Origin of the sequence: Segetibacter sp., assembly GCF_025963695.1 — a bacterium.
GTDB lineage: Bacteria > Bacteroidota > Bacteroidia > Chitinophagales > Chitinophagaceae > Segetibacter.
On record NZ_JAOQAH010000091.1, the window covers coordinates 82,435 to 99,531 of the forward strand.

The window sequence follows — 17,097 nt, forward strand, 5'->3', positions numbered from 1 at the left end:
ACTAAGAATTTTGATTCAAATTATTTTTTTACTTTTTCTTCTTTTTCGTCAAAACTAAATGCAATCGGACCATTTCCTGCCACCAGGAAATAAACAAGTAAGAGCAACACTAGTATAGAAAGTATAAAACCAGAGTAAGGTCTAAGCACATCCTGAGAAAAATTAATAAAAATAATAGCGCCAAGTAATATTGGAATTTGGATAAGACATGCAAACCGTGTAAAAGCGCCCAGCGTAAGAAAGATACCACCAAGAATGTGAGCAAACACAATATAGTGGCCAAGCATGACAATAAAAAACGAACCGTAAGAAAGCTTGCCTGAGATTAGTTCGGTCATAATTCCCATATTACGGAGAAAGTCAATTCCTTTATAACAAAGAAAAATTCCTAGTCCTATACGAACTATGTCTACCCATTTTGGGTGATGGGTATCACCCCAGTGCTCTATACGTTCTATGCGATTCATATGGAAGTTTTTGTTTTGAAAGAACTACTACTAAAATACTTTTAATTTTTTTCAATTCAAATAACAACCAATTACTTTCCTGTGAAAAAATTAATTATAAGAAGTTTAGTTTTATAATTTCAACAGTTTACATTATTTTACTACTTTTGCAGCCAATTATAAGAAAATAAAAAATTGGTGTCTATTTAAACAATTCGAAATGTCTTTAACAACAGAGAAAAAAACAAGCATTTTTACTGAATTCGGTGGTGGAGCTCAAAACACAGGTTCTATAGAAGGACAAGTGGCTTTACTGACTGAACGTATCAGCCAGATTTCAAAACATTTACAAGCAAATAAAAAAGATTTTTCTACCCATCGTGGATTGATGCAACTAGTTGGTAGGCGTAAGAGCTTGCTCACTTATTTGCAGAGGCACAATCTGCAAGGTTATCGCGGATTGATTGAAAGATTGGGTTTAAGAAAATAAGTTTTTCGAATGATAATAGCTATTCCCAACTGATCATGCATTAGTTGGGAATAGTTTTTTGTGTTTGTCCCCATTGGTCATCCTTTTTAATTTATTAACCGGAATGTCGGGCGCTCTTTGTCCCTCCTTTTTGTCCCTGCTGTTCCGTATTCAAACATTGTTACCTATATGTTATCTCAACCCATTAATGTTACTTTCGATATTGGCGGTGGCCGTGAAGTAACAATTGAAACAGGAAAACTTGCCCGGCAGGCTGATGGTGCTGTTACCGTTCGCCAGGGCAATTGTATTTTATTAGCTACGGTTGTAGCAAATCGCGAAGCCCGCGAAGGACAAGACTTTTTTCCTTTGTCAGTAGACTACCAGGAAAAATTTGCTTCAGCAGGCCGTATTCCAGGTTCTTTTTTCAAAAGAGAAGCGCGGTTAAACGACTACGAGATCTTAACTAGTCGTTTAATTGACCGTTCACTTCGTCCTTTATTTCCCGACGATTATTTTTGTGAGGTACAGGTTTTAGTTAGCCTTATTTCGAGTGATCCAGAAGTGATGCCTGATTCGTTAGCTTGTCTTGCTGCATCTTCAGCATTGGCCGTTTCTGATATTCCCATTAAAGAAATCATTAGCCAGGCAAAAATTGCTAAAGTGGATGGCCAGATAGTTATTAATCCTACACGGTCAGAACTACAAAGAGCAGACTATGAGTTTATTATAGCTGCTACTGATAAAAACCTGATGATGGTGGAAGGTGAAGCCAAAGAGTGTTCGGAAGACGATTTGGTAAATGCCTTGCAAACTGCGCACGATGCTATCCGGGTTCACATCAAGGCACAGCAAGAACTGAGAAGTAAAGTAGGTGTACCGGGAGTAAGAGAGTATGCTAAACCAGAGCAAAGCGAAGAAATTAAACAAAAAGTAATTGATTTTGCGAAAGACAGAATTGGACTAATTGCAAGAAGCGGATCAAGCAAACATGCAAGAAGCGAAGCTTTTAGTACTATAAAGAATGAATTAATTGCAAGTCTTGGTGAAGACGCTACAGATGTGCAAAAGAAGCTTGCAAAGAAATATTACGCCGATCTGCAGTGGGAAGAAGTAAGAAACATGATGCTTGAAGACAGAGTAAGGCTTGACGGCCGTGGTCTGGAAGATGTTCGTGTATTAACTATGGAAGTAGATCCTCTTCCAACTCCACATGGTTCTGCATTGTTTACAAGGGGTGAGACTCAATCACTTACAACCGTTACTTTTGGTACTAAGTTAGACGAGCTTTTAATAGAAAGTGCCGCCAAGTCTGATTACAGCAATTTCATTCTTCACTATAATTTCCCGCCGTTTTCTACCGGCGAGGTTAAAATGATGAGAGGTGTCGGACGCAGAGAGGTTGGACATGGTAACCTTGCATTGCGCAGCCTGAAACAAATGATGCCAGGTAATGATTATCCTTATACTGTACGCATTGTTAGCGATATTCTTGAAAGTAACGGTTCTTCATCTATGGCTACTGTATGTGCCGGTTCGCTCGCCTTAATGGACGCTGGTGTTCCTATTCAAAAACACGTTAGCGGTGTTGCAATGGGTTTAATTACCCGTGAAGATGGTAAATATGCTATCCTTACAGACATACTTGGTGATGAAGATCATCTGGGCGATATGGACTTTAAAGTTACAGGTACCCGTGATGGAATTTGCGGTGTGCAAATGGACATTAAAGTAGATGGATTAAGCATGGAAGTAATGACACAGGCGCTTCAGCAAGCACGCCGTGGACGTTTACATATACTTGATGCTATGTATGCATGTATGCCTGCTGCCCGTCCCGAGGTTAAGCCGCATGCCCCAAGAATGGAGAAACTGTTTATCGATAAAGAATTTATCGGTGCCATTATCGGACCGCAGGGTAAAGTTATACAGGAAATTCAGCGCGAAACCGGTACAACTATCAATCTCGAAGAGGTTGGTAATGTAGGCGAGGTAAGCATTTTCTCACCTATAAAAGAAGGTGTAGATAAAGCTGTAGCCTGGATTAAAAGCATTGTCGCTGTTCCGGCAGTAGGTGATGTGTATGAGGCAACTGTAAAAGGAATAAAAGAGTTCGGCGCATTCGTTGAATTTATGCCTGGCAAACAGGGGTTATTGCACATCAGTGAAATAAGCTGGAAACGTCTTGATACTATGGAAGGGGTTTTGAATGAAGGCGATGTGGTAAAAGTAAAATTGATCGGACTTGATCCTAAGACAGGTAAGTTTAAACTTAGCCGTAAAGCATTAATGCCGAAACCTGATTTTCAACCCCGGGAGCAGCCGCAGGAGAGAAGGACAGACAATAACTAGGATAAATCTTAGTTTTTAAAATAAATAAAATGGCCTGTAAAACAGGTCATTTTTGTTTTATACCGGGGGAGGTTTATGCAGCTTTTTAGACCATCTGTAAATATTGATGATACATTGTTGTGTCACTCTCTTGTACTGTTAATTCTATACGCAACTTATCTACACCTGTGATTAACTCGTTAATTGTAGATGTCATATTCCATTTTAATTTTGCGGGAGCAACACCAAAACCAACTTATCAATAATTCTTCACAGGATAAATATCAATAAGATGAAACAGCAAAACGTTGCAGAAGTTGAACCAGTTATAAGTCTAAGCGTTCGCATAAAAACCACTGAAAGAGAATGTCCGCGTTGTGAGGCCGTTCTTGTATTGAACGATAACGAGCAGTGTTACGAGTGCCTGAATTGCGGTTACATTGATTGCGGAGACGACGAGTAAATTTTTTTCCTGAATCATACTACTTGATTGTTCATCCGCGAATTCGTTAATATCCAACATTCTTCATGGCGTTGTTTGGGCTGCTGCGTTTTATACTGCTGCGTCTGTTTGACCACGAGTGAAAGTAACCCGCCCAACTTACCTGCTTAGTTATATTTAGCACCCATTGTTGTTCTACAATCGATTCTCAAATTAGGTTGAAGAAACTCTTTTTAAAATGCCCTAACTTACCTGTAAATGAAATCTGTAGATGAAATTTAAACCACTCTTGGTCCTGCTTTGCTTGCTTGTTATTTGCTTTACTAATGGTTGTGTCAGCCATCATCAGACTCTTAAAACCCATCCAGCTATAATGAAAACCTCAGATCAAAAGGAAGAATTATTTCAGAATAAACGGAAAAGGAGAAAAGAGTTGTACAATTTACTGGGAAGGTTGCCCGACAGAAACCGGCCGATGTCCGTAAAAATTATCTCAAGGGAAGAGACCGATGAAATGATTATTGAAAAATTACTGTTTGACATAAACGGCCAGCAAGAAGTGCCTGCATATTACACGAGACCTAAAAATGCTGTCGGAAAAATTCCGGCTATTCTCTTCAACCATTCTCACTTTGGTCAATATGAGGTTGGTAAAGATGAATTTGTAAAAGGGCGAAAGGAAATGCAAAGCCCGCCATATGCACTCGCACTTGCCCGTGCCGGATATGCTGGCTTATGTTTAGATATGTGGGGTTTCGGAGAGCGGAGAGGAACGAGTGAGTCTGATATCTTTAAAGAGATGCTTTGGAATGGCCAGGTAATGTTTGGAATGATGGTGTACGACAATTTAAGAGCATTAGACTATCTATCATCGCGATCTGATATTGACAGTAAACGCATAGGTACTATAGGAATGTCGATGGGCAGTACTATGTCGTGGTGGATCGCTGGTCTTGATGAGCGTATTAAAGTTTGCATTGACATTTGCTGTTTAACCGACTACCAGGAACTAGTGGCAGAAAAAGGGCTGGCCTTACATGGTATATACTATTACGTTCCTGATTTATTAAATCATTTTACAACTTCTCAGATTAACGGTTTAATTTCTCCCAGGCCACACTTCGGCTTGGCAGGTAAACTCGACCCCTTAACGCCTTTGAAGGGTTTGGAAAAAATTGACCGAAATTTGAAAGAAATTTATAAACACGATGAAGCTTCGGACGCATGGCAGCTACGTGTGTATAATGTAGGACATTTAGAAACCCGCGAAATGCGTCAGGATATAATGGAGTTTTTTAAAAAATGGTTGTGAGCATTACATCTGACTTTCGTGAAATTTTCTTACTCTTTTGGGACTAGCACTGATATTCAAAGGCTATGAGGAATTGTTTCGAGACATCGTTGGTTACGAGCGATTATAGAGATTGCAGAACGATCGTAAAAATCATTGAAAGCTTCGGAATGTTTTGTTCTAAAGAAAAAAGTAGTTACTGCTCTTCACCTTTCTGAGCAGTAACTACTTTTCTTTCAACTTTAATTATGATCCGAAGGTTTAAGACGAATTGAGTAACTACAAATAAAATAGTCGGTTAGCTTCCTCTATTTGCGCCGGTTGATCTAACTTTTTTAGTGACCGCCGCTGGCTTTGCAGAACTTTTTAAAAACTTAGACCCTTTTCCCTGGTCCTTTTGGTTTTTATTTCCCTGCGTTTCGTTCTTTTTATTGTTGGTAGGTAACGACATAAGTAATTTTTTAAGTACAGCAAATATAACTTTTTCATTTGTACGATCAAAAGAGTTGAGAGTTCATCAGCTCGTAACCTTTCTTATGTTATTTAAGCTGTTCCCACTATCCCTTTTTTGCAAATAGTGACTTAAATTTTACAGCTGTGGAAAAAGTTTGTGGAGAAGTACTGTTGCAAGCCGAAGTGGAATTGCAAAAAAACAGGCTGTCGATCACTGATATTTGGTCTTCAGTTACCGGCGGCCTGTAAGAAAGGGAGCATTTCTCTTGAAACTATTTCTTCGGCTTCTTGCTTCTACCCATTTAATAATTGAAGTCCGCGATTTGTTTCACGCCCTCCCGGGCTTTTTTGACCTTAAAAAAGCTTTTCCTTTTACTGATAGTAATCCCACAAAGTTGATCACTGTTGAAAAGCTTGTTACAAGTAGAATTGTAACTCTTTCGGCTGTAAACCGATTAATTGGACTTAATAAATGAAAAAATTACCATACCTAAAGTTAAATGGATATTCGAATATTGTCAATAGAGAATTAAATAATCTTAATAACATTTCTATTTTTGAAAAATTTTATACGAAGAAGAATATAGTATTTTTCTACCAGGAGCCTTTTAGAACAAAGTAAGGGAGGTTTCTAAATTAGTGGAAGTTGAATGTATGTCTGATGTAGTTATAAAAAGTATTGCTGATAAGGTCAATTACATAAAGTGAAAAAGCTGCTTGAAAAAACTTTCGTACACGTGAGTGACACAACAGAAGCATCATTAGTAGATGCTGTTGGTTATAAAAGAGGCGATCGCATTTCAAGTTATATTAATAGTGAAGTAATGCAATTACTCAGCTAAGTCTTTACTTAAAACGTTATCGGTACTCTTAAAACTGCCACGCCGACAAGGAATAAAGTCAGAAAAAAGAGGATATCTTCTGCAAAAATGAATATTCCTTCAAAAGCGCCCTTCCGACCTCTTAGGATTTTAAAAAAGATAAATGCTGATTAGGTGCAAAAACGATATCAAACAGTTCACCTAATCCTGGTAATGAAAACCTCCATAAACCAGGCGTGTCCCTTGTATGCAAAGGATAAGAGGCAGCCGCTGTTTATACACTTTTTCTAATTTATCAAATAAAGGAAACAGCTTACCAATTTTAATGGAAGGAAGCATTTTTGTAGAACTATCCTTAAGTTCTCTGGAATAATAAGTGTTTATTTAGATCGGTAAGGGATTTCTTCGGGAGGGTACTACAAAGGTCTCGTCTTCGCTTAAGTAAACAAAAAAGTCGTACAACTCATAAATATCTCCCGGAACTTTTGCGCCGCCATTTTCGTTATTGCGTTCGTATGGGCCGAGAATTTGTCCATTATATTTAATCTCTGAAAGCTTTTGTTCTAATGTCAACTTTTTAAAATTATCGATATCCATGCGCTAAAAGACTTTTTACAGGTTATTGTTTAAATTTTTTCATAACTGTTGGGTGGCAAAGATATACCTTCTGCTCATTTTATTGGTATAACTAATTTCGTATGATCAGGAATAAAAAGCACGTAAATTATATAGGTGGGTAAAAAAAGGATTGCGTAATAAAAGTTGAAAAACTGAAATAATCTTTTCTTATATTTAATCTAATAATAAAATTACTGCTATGAGAACTGTTGCTCAGATACTGGCAAGAAAAGGAATCACAGTTATAACTGTTGATCCTAAAACCCCTGTTATTGATGCCCTAAGAACAATGGCTGATAAAAATATTGGCTCTGTTGTGGTTATGGAAGGGGCAGCTTTTAAAGGTATAATGACTGAAAGAGATTATTCACGAAAAGTTATTTTAAAAGGACGTTCTTCCGATGATACAACTGTAGCAGATATTATGTCTTCGTCGTTTCCTGTTATCACACCAAAAGATACTATTGAGCAGTGCATGAAATTGTTATCCGGGCATCACTTGCGTTATCTACCTGTGATGCAAAATGATGAATTAGCTGGTATAATATCAATAAACGATGTGGTAACTGAAACCATACTGAGTCAATACGAAACGATCTCTCATCTGCAGAACTATATACAATCGTAGGAAATTACAGCTTTACCATAAGGCTATCTATTTATTTTGCGCATCCGTTTAACCTGTACTGATCACTGCCGGTTAAATAAATTCAACCACTTCACCTGTAGTTAGACCAGCCCTGTTTGCAGCGTCCTTCGTTTATATCATCCCGCGAACGTTAGCAGCAAAGGCTTTGTTCTTCAACCGTTTTCTTACACCTTTTAGGCCCATTCCTTTGTATTCAACAGGACGCATTAAAGAGTAAGCATAAATAAGTACACTTAACTCGTTGGCATCAACATTTCTTTTTTCTAATTATTCTATAATTTTTTCCCAGTGCTGGTGCGGCCACTGATCTCAACAAGCTATCACAGTAAGCCCACCATTTGCCAGCCATTGACCCTGCTCTGCGAATTGTTCTTTTTCTTTTAACCAATTATGCATTAGTTTGCCAACTTGCCTCATGTGTAGTTTCAGTCGTTCATTTAGCACCCGTTCGTTTAATAGCAACTCTGCATCTTGCGGTGACAAGTATTTTCTTTATTTGCAGGGTCTCCAAAACTCGTTCTATTTAATAATAAGGTAAAGGTTGCAAACTTATAGAGATTAACAAAAATCGGTGAAGGCGCTTTATAAATTAAAGTTCCGGATGATGAACGGTTGCATAAGAAGAAGTAAACGGCATATTTAAGATGGCATGAAATTGTTGGAAAACTTTGAAACCTAGGTTATGAAAAATATATTACTGCTTGGAGTTATTAGTTTCTTTCTGTCTGATACAGGTAATGCACAGAGCGGAAAAAAAGATAGTAGGGATACCAGTACCATTACAGAGTATATTCCCATTGAAGGTCGGAGCGAACTTGGGGTGCCTAAAGAATTACAGGGAACATGGGTACTTGCATCTGGTATACAAAGGTCAAAGCCAAGTGTAGATATGGGAACTAAAAAGTTAGCACCAGGTACAGAAATCAGGCGGGATAGTGTGACCAGATCAACAATCGTTAACGGAGAAACCAGGACTACTACAGAAGTGAATATAGAGAGAATGGCTACACCTGTAAAACAAATAACTCCTTCACAAAAAGAGATGATGCATAAAGTTGAAAAACCCAGTATTAGCTTTTTTGGTGCAAACGAAACTTTTTCCGGCTTTACAGGCTGCAACAAATATTCGGGCCGTTATAAGATAACAGGAAGCAAAATATTATTGTTAGATGGAGCTGCTTCTACCAGGATGGTGTGTTTGGGAGAGTACGATGAACAGGCTTATTTAGATAGCCTTAAAAGAATAAATACTTTCAGAGCCGATAACGGTAGACTGGAATTAATGAATGGTAACAATGTGGTGCTAACGTTTGTCAAAAAATGAGCGTTCGAACTGTTATCCAATTTGCGTTTTCGAAATCTGTTTTAGATAATTCGGATACACCTAAAGACATTTTCCTTATCGCTTTAAACTCTAAACCTTGTCTTCGAATGGGGCAACTTTGCTTCTAAAATTTACTTGCAGTCGTCTTCGTAAACTCCTCTTAGCCTTCGACCTAAACCGCGTTAGAAGCTTATCGCGCAGCGAAAAATAGAACATAGAACAATAGGATTTGTTCAGACATTTGAATGAAAGAAAAATAAGTATTTTATAAAATACCGATCAAATCTAATTATTCGTTTAGTAAATAAGGTATAAATTCTAATGCCTATAATGGCATACCTATTGTATTAAAGTCAAAAGAAAAACACAAATGAAAAAATTAAGCGTATCAGTTCTATTAGTAATTGTAATTGTAGCAGTAATAACTAGTTGTAAAAAAATCATCAATTCGGTATTTTCAGGTGTGGATGTAGAGGTTCCCGAAGTTGTTTTTACTGTTCCCGCACCACCACCACTACCTCCTGGTTTCCCTGTTCCAACAAGTGAGCAATCTATTGGCTCCCTATCACAAAGTTTCAATTTAGACAGCGCCGTTAAGGCAAAGACAAACGGTCAATTTGGTGCAGGAGACGTCACATCAGTTAAGGTAAAACAGATAATTTTCAACATGTCCAATGCTGATGAGCAAAATAACTTTTCAAATTTCGAAAGTGCCCGTTTTACTTTTGCATCTAACGCAAGCCAGAATACGGCTGAAATAGAGGTTGCCTCGCTAACTTTTCCTCAGACCAATACGCCAACTGTTACATACACTGCTCCCGAGAATGCTCCTGAACTCAGGCCTTATTTAAACGGTAGTAAGCTGACTTATAACGTATATGGTAAACTTAGAAGATATACTACTAAGGCATTGTCAATTAGCGTAAAGGTTACAATGAAGGTTAGATAATCTCTTTTTTCTTATACCATTCCTCATGCCATCACCCCTTACTTTATGAATTGCGATAACGATTTTTATGTTCAGTTCGATAAGACATATGTGAAGGTGAAGCCGTTTTGCGAAAGCAGCAATATGCACTATAAAGTGTATTTACTTGAACAAGAGCTAAAGTTATTGAAGCTCGTCGATGACGAAGGTACAGTTCGGTGGCATGAGACAGGAAAAGGCGAATCTGATTTGGCAACACAATTAGGCAAGTTAATAGAAGAGCAACAAAAAGAGACGTTGCCTTAACAGCGTTTCTATCAGTATTTACACTTGCACGGCGGTGACTACAAAAAGAAGGTCTCATAACACTCTTTCATGAAAGCTATTGTAATTCTTCGTCCCGGTCCACCTGGTGTTTTACAACTTTGTAAGAAGACCATTCCTACGCCAACTTCAAACCAGGTACTAATAAAAGTACATGCATCAGGCGTTAACAGGCCTGATGTTGCTCAACGAAAGGGCTTATATCCACCGCCTCCGGGCGCTTCTGTTGATGTACCAGGTCTCGAAGTGGCAGGGGTGATTAAAGAAGTTGGAGAGGCCGTAACCCGATGGAAAAAAGGCGATGCAGTATGTGCATTGATTGCGGGCGGAGGGTACGCAGAATACGCCGTTGCTAATGCCAGCCATTGTTTACGCCTTCCTGCCAATTGTACTTTTGCCGAGGCGGCCTCGCTTCCTGAAACTGTATTTACGGTGTGGCACAATGTGTTTCAACGCGGCCTTTTAAAAGCCGGCGAACAATTCCTCGTACATGGTGGAAGCAGTGGTATTGGGATCACCGCTATCCAGATAGCCAAGGCGATGGGTGCTAAAGTATATACTACTGCCGGAAGTGATGAAAAGTGCAATGCATGTATATCGCTGGGTGCGGACAAGTGCATTAATTATAAGAAGGACGATTTTGAGGAGGTGCTTAAAAGTAAAGGTGCTGACGTAATACTTGATATGATCGGAGGAGATTACATACCTAAAAACATTCGTCTTTTAAAGACTGAGGGCAGGCTTGTTTTTATCAATGCCATGAAGGGTGGTGAGTCTGCTTTTAATGTTTCAGACATTATGCGTCGTCGTTTAACCATTACGGGCAGTACGCTTAGAAACAGGGAGTCTGAATTTAAATCACAGTTAGCTGCTGAAGTGGAACAAAATGTATGGCCACTTATTGAAAGTAAAAAGTTTAAAGCAGTTATTTATAAGCAATTCCCTTTAGCAGAAGCTGCGCAGGCACATACACTAATGGAAAGCAGTGAGCACATAGGGAAGATCGTTTTGATTAACGAATAATATGCACCCTGGCTCTTATTAGGTTTTTTGGATCGAGCTTTAGCACTACTATGGGCTTTGCTTGCGACGCTCCGTTCGGCTTAGGTAAATTAATTGATGTACATTGATAAAGCGGACTGGTATTTATAAGCCCAACACATCCTTCATACTAAATATCCCTTTCTTACCATTTATAAATTCGGCAGCTTTAACCGCGCCGCCTGCGAAACCTATACGATTATGAGCGGTGTGAATAATTTCTATATCGTCAATTTGAGAAGTGTATTTTATTTTATGCGTTCCGGGAGCAGGATCGACTCTTTCACTAATAATCACCAACTCTTCTTTATTATCAACCGGTTGATTAACCCACTGTTTTTTACTGCTAACGTTTTGCAGGATTTGCTCTGCAAGCGTTATTGCAGTTCCGCTAGGCGCATCTCTTTTTTGCGTGTGGTGGATCTCTTCCATTTTAACATCATACTCATCATAATCTTTCATCAGCTTAGACAAATAGGTATTCAACTCAAAAAAGAGGTTTACTCCAATACTATAATTACTTGCATAAACCAGGCTACCGTCTCTTTCATTGCAATAGGTTGTTATATCGTCCCATTTATTCAGCCACCCTGTAGAGCCACAAACCACCGGAACACCCGCTTCAAAACATTTCTGTAAATTTTCTACTGCACTTTCGGGGCCGGTAAATTCAATTGCAACGTCAGCTCTCCTTAGGTTTTCTAAAGTCATCTCCTCTACGTTGTCAATGTTTATTTTTAAAACAATCTCATGCCCTTTTTTTACTGCTATTTCTTCAATAGTATGGCCCATTTTACCGTAGCCGAGTAATGCAATTTTCATGTAAGCGATTTACAGCGTTTTAATTAAAGTGTTTTTGATTAGGATATTTTAGAAAATATCGATTTCTAGGGAATCAAAGATACCTTATGTGTAGGAGATTTAAGTCCAAGAACAAGGCTTAGACCTTTTGCATTTTTATTGATAACAGGATTTATTCTAAGCGAAAGGTCTTCACTTACATCAAATTCTTTTAGGTGGCCGAAAACCGTAGCGTCGACAATGTTGAGCGCCCAGGTAAGAATAAAATAAAGGGTTGAATAATCTCTGTCGCGCCGGTAGGCGTTGCGATAAAATTGTAGTGAGGTAGTTGCGAGCGGTTGAAGTTTGGGGTTAATGAGGAGTGAGTCCTGCGGTCGGTTTACCCTGATGTCGTACGCATCCCTGGTTCTTTTATACCACATATTGTTAAACACCCAAAATCCCGCCATTGTACCGACAGCTGCATAAACAATGGGAATTTTCCAGTATTCCCTGTTGTAAGCCTGCCCCCAACCGGGCAACATAAGCGAACGTAATGTAGCAGTGCCGGGGTTGTGTTTTGATGCTGTTTTAATAGTATCCTTGTTTACAATCTTTATAGCTGTATCCCTGGTAAATGCAGGATTTTTAGTTTGGGTGGTTGAGTCTGTACGAATAACGGTGGGATTACCGGTTTGTGCAAAAGCAGCAGTGGTATGCAATAAAAGAAAAAAACATATTAATCTTTTCAGATCTTTCATAGTAGCTGATCCAACCTCTAAGAAGTCGGCACATTCATTTGCTCTAAAATTTTGTTTAGTTCCTGCAAAGAATAATAGTCTATGCTAATGCTTCCAAAACCGTTTTTGTTATGAGCAAGTTTCACTTTCGTTGCAAAGTGAGAAGCCAGGTTATCTTCAATTCGTTTGTAGGCGGGAGGCAATGTTGGTTTTGAAGGTTTAGCGCCCTTCTCTTCATTTTTATAAAGCTGGCGAACCAACTCTTCGGTTTGCCTTACACTCAGGCCTTTTTCCTTTATTTCGTTAAAAATGAAAAGCTGCCTGTCAACTGTGTCAACGTTAACCAAAGCTCGTGCATGTCCCATGCTCAAGCTGCCGTTTCTTACTGAAAGTTGGATGTCTGGTGGAAGTTTTAATAAACGAATGTAGTTCGTAACTGTGCTTCTTTCTTTTCCCATCCTTTCGGCAACTTGTTCCTGCGTGTAATCAAGCTCCTCCATCATACGCTTATAGCTTAGGCCAACCTCAATCGCATTCAGATCTTCGCGTTGCAGGTTTTCTAATAACGCCAGCTCGAGTAATTGGTGGTCGTTTGCATGTCTTATATAAGCCGGAATATCTTTAAGCGCGGCAAGCTTAGCTGCTCTCAACCTTCTTTCACCACTGATCAACTGGTATTTTCCACCTTCCAGTTGTGTAACCGTAATGGGCTGAATAATGTCGTGTAGCTTAATAGAAGCAGCAAGTTCATTTAGGGATTGTTCATCAAAATCACGGCGAGGTTGCTTTGGATTGATAGAAATTTTATCCATTGCAATCCTGCTGATTCCTGTTACGTTTTCAACTACGGGTGCTTTTAATGTGCCTGCAGTAGTTTTTAAATCAGAGTCTATATTTTGTAAAAGACTCCTGATTCCTTTTCCTAGTGCGTCTTTTTTATTTGGCTGGTTCATTGTTGTTCGTGTTACGGGGAAAGAAGGTTTAAGTGTGGGTTTAGGGTTTTAGGTTTTGAGTTTGAAGTTGAGGGTAGATGTTTTCGTAAGCGCCAGCTAGCTGCACGGGCTCAATAAAGAATTTTAGTACAAGAGTGCGACGCAACGGCTGTTGAAAGTAGGTGCAAATGCCAGGCAAAAAATATTATATACTACCAACTCAAAACTTTAAACCCAAAGCTCAGAACTTACTCAGTCTAACATCCTTTCTTCCTGGGTAATGCGTGTAAGATCGTTTTTTTGTAATATTTCTTTGGCGAGATTGAGATAATTAACAGCTCCTTTACTATCAGCATCGTATAAAATTACGGGCTTGCCAAAGCTGGGCGCCTCGCTTAACCTTGTATTTCTGTGGATAATTGTACTGAAAACCATTTCGTCAAAATGCCTTCTAACCTCGCTAACGACCTGGTTGCAAAGGCGGAGGCGACCGTCGTACATTGTCATTAAAATACCTTCAATCTGTAAACCTGGATTTAACCTGTTTTGAACAATTTTAATAGTATTTAATAATTTCCCTAAGCCCTCCAATGCAAAAAATTCGCACTGAACCGGAACAATTACGCTGTCGGCGGCAACTAAAGCATTTACGGTTATTAAGCCAAGCGAGGGCGAACAGTCAATTACAATAAAGTCGTATTGATCCTTTACCGATTGAAGTAAATGCTTCATAACATTCTCGCGGTTAGGATAGTTAATCATTTCTATCTCTGCGCCAACAAGATCGATGTGTGAAGGAATAACGTCTAAAAAGGGTATTTCGCTTTTTAAAATTACGTCGTGCGAAGATGTGTTATTAACCATGCAGTCGTATAAGCTGCTGGTGATGTTGTGTAAATCGAAACCAACGCCGGTGGTGCTGTTTGCTTGTGGATCAGCGTCTACTAATAGCGTTTTGTATTCCAAAACAGCAAAGCTTGCCGCCAAATTAATTGCTGAAGTTGTTTTGCCAACTCCGCCTTTTTGATTTGCCACACCAATAATTCTTCCCATTTCAATTATTCTCGTATTCTATTTAGAAAGGTTACTTATAATTCGATTGTCTGCCCAATTTCAGGCAATAGTAATGTTTTTCCCGCAACCTTAAAAGCAGCGACTGCTTCTTGCGTATCAATTTTAATAAATCCGAATGTGTTATAATGTACTCCAACAATTACGTGGCACTTTAGGAAATCGGCAGCGATAATTGCATCTTTTACATCCATAGTAAAATTATCTCCGATAGGTAAAATGCAGAAGTTTAGTTCTGCCCACCTTGGAATTAACTGCATATCGAGGGTTAAAGCAGTGTCGCCGGCGTAATAAAAGTTTTCCTCGGGCGTCATGAAAAGAAAGCCAAGAGGGTTGCCGCCATAAGAACCATCAGGAAGGCCGCCGCTGTGGTGGGCTACTACACATTTAACAGTTCCAAACTCGAAGGACCACTTGCCTCCTGTATTCATAGGATGGGTGTTTTCTACTCCCTGTTTTTTTAACCATTCCGCCACCTCAAACGCACAAACCACTTTTGCACCTGTACGTTTTGCAATGCTAACACAGTCGGCTATATGGTCGCTGTGACCATGGGATACAAAAATATAATCAGCCTCAATAGTGTTTATATCAATACTTGCCGCTAATTGATTAGGAGTGATAAATGGGTCAAACAGAATTGTATTACCCTCAATCTCTACAGAAAAACAAGCGTGTCCAAAACTTGTTAGTAGCATATTTTACTTTTTAAATTAGTGTTGTTTGCACAGTAACCGTTGTAGTGGTACGCGTAGTTCTCAATTTTCAAATTCACTAACTGCGGCCCTTTCTTTTTAATAGTGGTTTTACGGTTGCGGCAAAAATACAGCTTACTTAAACAAATTGCTTTATAATTGGTTAACAGCTTTGGGCAAGTTTTCAACATCCTGAAAGAAGATACAGGACAGTTCACTTTACTTTTGCAAAAAATAGAGACATGCGCAATAGGAGTAGTTGGTGGATTATTATTGTTATTATGCTAATGCTTGACCTGTACGTTTTCCAGGTATTGAAAACATTGGCTTCGGGTGCAACAGAAAAAACCCGGCTTTTAATTTATACACTTTATTGGGCTATTTCTGTTTCTGCAGTTGCTTTTTTGGTCTTACTTCCTTATCTGAATACCGATAGCTGGCCAAAAAATGTGAGAAATTACCTTTTTGCTACTATTGCCGGCCTATTTATCGCGAAATTATTAGCAACCATATTCTTTTTAATTGACGACGCCAGGAGAGGGATTACCTGGGTTTTAAGCAAGATGTTTCCCGAAAACATTGATGATACTAATAACAATGCTGCGTGGAGTATTAGTCGTTCGGCGTTTCTTAGCTGGTTAGGCGTTGGTGTTGGGGGAACCTTTTTAGCAACGTTTATCTATGGATTTAGCAATAAATACAACTATCATGTACAAAGAATAACCCTTTCTTATAACAATTTGCCTAAAGGATTTAAAGGTTTGAAAATCGTTCAAATCAGCGATGTGCACTCGGGAAGTTTGGCTAACAAGGAAGCGGTCAGTAGAGGAGTGGACATGATTTTAAAGGAAAATCCTGATGTGATACTTTTTACAGGCGACCTTGTTAATGACGTTTCCACTGAAATGCACAATTATGTTGATGTTTTTGGCAGGCTGAAGGCCCCCTTAGGTGTGTATAGTACACTAGGCAATCATGACTATGGAGATTATGTAAATTGGCCGTCGCTGCAGGCGAAGCGGGAAAACCTTGAAAAACTTAAAGGCATACATGGGCAGATGGGGTGGCGACTGTTGATGAACGAGCATGTGGCTCTCGAAAGGAATGGCGACAGTATTGCTTTGCTTGGTATAGAAAACTGGAGTGCCCTGAAGAGATTTCCAAAATATGGGAAAATGGATCTGGCATATGCCGGTGCCGAAAAATATCCTTTTAAAATTTTGATGAGCCATGATCCGACTCACTGGGATGCTGAGGTACGCCCTAAGTACAACGATATTGATCTTGCCCTCGCCGGTCATACTCATGGTATGCAGTTTGGTTTTGAAACACCTTTTTTTAAATGGAGCCCTGTAAAATGGGTATATAGACAATGGGCGGGTTTGTACGAAGAAGGTAACCAAAAGCTATATGTCAACCGGGGTTATGGTTTTCTGGGTTACCCTGGACGGGTAGGTATCATGCCAGAAATAACAGTAATTGAACTGGCATAGATGGCATAACTTCTTTATCTAAGTATCTAGAACCGATTTTATTTTGAACGGGTAGGGGAGAACTGTTTCCTAAAATGATAATTATTTTGAAAATTGGAGACTGAAATTTGAACGTTATCCTTTCGTCATACGTACCTACAATTAGCCGAACAATTTTGACCTGTACTATTATTTCTAAAATAACCTGAAGTTGCCGGTCAGTTGTTATCTTGTTATTGTAATCAAACTTTATTTAACTGGAAATAATGG

At 39.0% G+C, this 17,097-nt stretch carries 18 protein-coding genes; 10 read left to right on the forward strand and 8 right to left on the reverse strand.

Going from position 1 to position 17,097, the window contains the following annotated elements; translation table 11 throughout:
• Window positions 1-20: 20 nt before the first annotated feature.
• Complete coding sequence (locus JWR87_RS16575) at window positions 21-467, reverse strand: DoxX family protein (protein ID WP_297822205.1); 447 nt, start codon at window positions 465-467, stop codon at window positions 21-23.
• Window positions 468-666: 199 nt separating this feature from the next.
• On the opposite strand from JWR87_RS16575, the gene rpsO reads away from it, so the two are divergent.
• The 4 genes from rpsO to JWR87_RS16595 all read left to right on the forward strand — a co-directional run bounded on the left by rpsO (window position 667) and on the right by JWR87_RS16595 (window position 5,000).
• Window positions 667-936 carry a 30S ribosomal protein S15 gene (rpsO, locus tag JWR87_RS16580; RefSeq protein ID WP_297822207.1) on the forward strand — a complete coding sequence of 90 codons (270 nt, stop codon included), beginning with the start codon at window positions 667-669 and terminating at the stop codon, window positions 934-936.
• Window positions 937-1,104: 168 nt separating this feature from the next.
• Entirely contained in the window at window positions 1,105-3,267 is a 2,163-nt protein-coding gene (pnp, locus tag JWR87_RS16585) for a polyribonucleotide nucleotidyltransferase (protein WP_297822209.1), read from the forward strand.
• A gap of 271 nt (window positions 3,268-3,538) precedes the next feature.
• A complete protein-coding gene (locus JWR87_RS16590; protein ID WP_297822211.1) occupies window positions 3,539-3,709 on the forward strand; it encodes a hypothetical protein in 171 nt (56 codons plus the stop codon).
• 250 nt (window positions 3,710-3,959) lie between these two features.
• Complete coding sequence (locus tag JWR87_RS16595) at window positions 3,960-5,000, forward strand: CocE/NonD family hydrolase (RefSeq protein WP_297822213.1); 1,041 nt, start codon at window positions 3,960-3,962, stop codon at window positions 4,998-5,000.
• A 277-nt stretch (window positions 5,001-5,277) separates the two neighbouring features.
• Here JWR87_RS16595 and JWR87_RS16600 read toward each other — a convergent pair whose 3' ends face one another.
• Together JWR87_RS16600 and JWR87_RS16605 are read right to left on the reverse strand one after the other, a co-directional pair.
• The gene (locus JWR87_RS16600; protein WP_297822216.1) at window positions 5,278-5,430 is read right to left on the reverse strand and encodes a hypothetical protein; all 153 of its coding nucleotides are present in this window, start codon (window positions 5,428-5,430) and stop codon (window positions 5,278-5,280) included.
• A 1,207-nt stretch (window positions 5,431-6,637) separates the two neighbouring features.
• The gene (locus JWR87_RS16605) at window positions 6,638-6,850 is read right to left on the reverse strand and encodes a hypothetical protein (protein ID WP_297822218.1); all 213 of its coding nucleotides are present in this window, start codon (window positions 6,848-6,850) and stop codon (window positions 6,638-6,640) included.
• 220 nt (window positions 6,851-7,070) lie between these two features.
• On the opposite strand from JWR87_RS16605, the gene JWR87_RS16610 reads away from it, so the two are divergent.
• The 5 genes from JWR87_RS16610 (at window position 7,071) to JWR87_RS16630 (ending at window position 11,119) form a co-directional block, all read left to right on the forward strand.
• Entirely contained in the window at window positions 7,071-7,499 is a 429-nt protein-coding gene (locus JWR87_RS16610) for a CBS domain-containing protein (RefSeq protein WP_297822219.1), read from the forward strand.
• Between the two features lie 703 nt (window positions 7,500-8,202).
• Window positions 8,203-8,844, forward strand: a complete 642-nt coding sequence (locus JWR87_RS16615; RefSeq protein WP_297822221.1) for an META domain-containing protein — start codon at window positions 8,203-8,205, stop codon at window positions 8,842-8,844.
• 370 nt (window positions 8,845-9,214) lie between these two features.
• Complete coding sequence (locus JWR87_RS16620) at window positions 9,215-9,793, forward strand: hypothetical protein (protein WP_297822223.1); 579 nt, start codon at window positions 9,215-9,217, stop codon at window positions 9,791-9,793.
• A 45-nt stretch (window positions 9,794-9,838) separates the two neighbouring features.
• Window positions 9,839-10,078, forward strand: a complete 240-nt coding sequence (locus JWR87_RS16625; protein WP_297822225.1) for a hypothetical protein — start codon at window positions 9,839-9,841, stop codon at window positions 10,076-10,078.
• Window positions 10,079-10,147: 69 nt separating this feature from the next.
• Entirely contained in the window at window positions 10,148-11,119 is a 972-nt protein-coding gene (locus JWR87_RS16630) for an NAD(P)H-quinone oxidoreductase (RefSeq protein ID WP_297822227.1), read from the forward strand.
• Between the two features lie 123 nt (window positions 11,120-11,242).
• Here JWR87_RS16630 and dapB read toward each other — a convergent pair whose 3' ends face one another.
• From dapB to JWR87_RS16655, 5 genes are all read right to left on the reverse strand, one after another.
• Entirely contained in the window at window positions 11,243-11,959 is a 717-nt protein-coding gene (gene dapB, locus JWR87_RS16635) for a 4-hydroxy-tetrahydrodipicolinate reductase (protein ID WP_297822229.1), read from the reverse strand.
• A gap of 65 nt (window positions 11,960-12,024) precedes the next feature.
• Window positions 12,025-12,678, reverse strand: a complete 654-nt coding sequence (locus tag JWR87_RS16640; RefSeq protein WP_297822231.1) for a DUF5683 domain-containing protein — start codon at window positions 12,676-12,678, stop codon at window positions 12,025-12,027.
• Between the two features lie 17 nt (window positions 12,679-12,695).
• Window positions 12,696-13,610: a ParB/RepB/Spo0J family partition protein gene (locus JWR87_RS16645; protein ID WP_297822233.1), complete on the reverse strand. Its 915-nt coding sequence runs from the start codon at window positions 13,608-13,610 to the stop codon at window positions 12,696-12,698.
• A gap of 231 nt (window positions 13,611-13,841) precedes the next feature.
• On the reverse strand, window positions 13,842-14,642 hold the full coding sequence (locus tag JWR87_RS16650) for an AAA family ATPase (protein WP_297822235.1): 801 nt from the start codon (window positions 14,640-14,642) through the stop codon (window positions 13,842-13,844).
• Between the two features lie 35 nt (window positions 14,643-14,677).
• Window positions 14,678-15,358 (reverse strand): metal-dependent hydrolase, encoded by a 681-nt coding sequence (locus JWR87_RS16655; RefSeq protein WP_297822237.1) that lies wholly within the window; start codon window positions 15,356-15,358, stop codon window positions 14,678-14,680.
• Window positions 15,359-15,597: 239 nt separating this feature from the next.
• On the opposite strand from JWR87_RS16655, the gene JWR87_RS16660 reads away from it, so the two are divergent.
• Window positions 15,598-16,848, forward strand: a complete 1,251-nt coding sequence (locus JWR87_RS16660; RefSeq protein ID WP_297822239.1) for a metallophosphoesterase — start codon at window positions 15,598-15,600, stop codon at window positions 16,846-16,848.
• The last annotated feature ends 249 nt before the right edge of the window (window positions 16,849-17,097 follow it).

Excerpts from the sequence above, each read along its gene's own strand:
- JWR87_RS16575 (WP_297822205.1), bottom strand. The coding sequence starts at position 467 with ATGAATCGCATAGAACGTATAGAGCACTGGGGTGATACCCATCACCCA.
- rpsO (WP_297822207.1), top strand. The coding sequence starts at position 667 with ATGTCTTTAACAACAGAGAAAAAAACAAGCATTTTTACTGAATTCGGT.
- pnp (WP_297822209.1), top strand. The coding sequence starts at position 1,105 with ATGTTATCTCAACCCATTAATGTTACTTTCGATATTGGCGGTGGCCGT.
- JWR87_RS16590 (WP_297822211.1), top strand. The coding sequence starts at position 3,539 with ATGAAACAGCAAAACGTTGCAGAAGTTGAACCAGTTATAAGTCTAAGC.
- JWR87_RS16595 (WP_297822213.1), top strand. The coding sequence starts at position 3,960 with ATGAAATTTAAACCACTCTTGGTCCTGCTTTGCTTGCTTGTTATTTGC.
- JWR87_RS16600 (WP_297822216.1), bottom strand. The coding sequence starts at position 5,430 with ATGTCGTTACCTACCAACAATAAAAAGAACGAAACGCAGGGAAATAAA.
- JWR87_RS16605 (WP_297822218.1), bottom strand. The coding sequence starts at position 6,850 with ATGGATATCGATAATTTTAAAAAGTTGACATTAGAACAAAAGCTTTCA.
- JWR87_RS16610 (WP_297822219.1), top strand. The coding sequence starts at position 7,071 with ATGAGAACTGTTGCTCAGATACTGGCAAGAAAAGGAATCACAGTTATA.
- JWR87_RS16615 (WP_297822221.1), top strand. The coding sequence starts at position 8,203 with ATGAAAAATATATTACTGCTTGGAGTTATTAGTTTCTTTCTGTCTGAT.
- JWR87_RS16620 (WP_297822223.1), top strand. The coding sequence starts at position 9,215 with ATGAAAAAATTAAGCGTATCAGTTCTATTAGTAATTGTAATTGTAGCA.
- JWR87_RS16625 (WP_297822225.1), top strand. The coding sequence starts at position 9,839 with ATGAATTGCGATAACGATTTTTATGTTCAGTTCGATAAGACATATGTG.
- JWR87_RS16630 (WP_297822227.1), top strand. The coding sequence starts at position 10,148 with ATGAAAGCTATTGTAATTCTTCGTCCCGGTCCACCTGGTGTTTTACAA.
- dapB (WP_297822229.1), bottom strand. The coding sequence starts at position 11,959 with ATGAAAATTGCATTACTCGGCTACGGTAAAATGGGCCATACTATTGAA.
- JWR87_RS16640 (WP_297822231.1), bottom strand. The coding sequence starts at position 12,678 with ATGAAAGATCTGAAAAGATTAATATGTTTTTTTCTTTTATTGCATACC.
- JWR87_RS16645 (WP_297822233.1), bottom strand. The coding sequence starts at position 13,610 with ATGAACCAGCCAAATAAAAAAGACGCACTAGGAAAAGGAATCAGGAGT.
- JWR87_RS16650 (WP_297822235.1), bottom strand. The coding sequence starts at position 14,642 with ATGGGAAGAATTATTGGTGTGGCAAATCAAAAAGGCGGAGTTGGCAAA.
- JWR87_RS16655 (WP_297822237.1), bottom strand. The coding sequence starts at position 15,358 with ATGCTACTAACAAGTTTTGGACACGCTTGTTTTTCTGTAGAGATTGAG.
- JWR87_RS16660 (WP_297822239.1), top strand. The coding sequence starts at position 15,598 with ATGCGCAATAGGAGTAGTTGGTGGATTATTATTGTTATTATGCTAATG.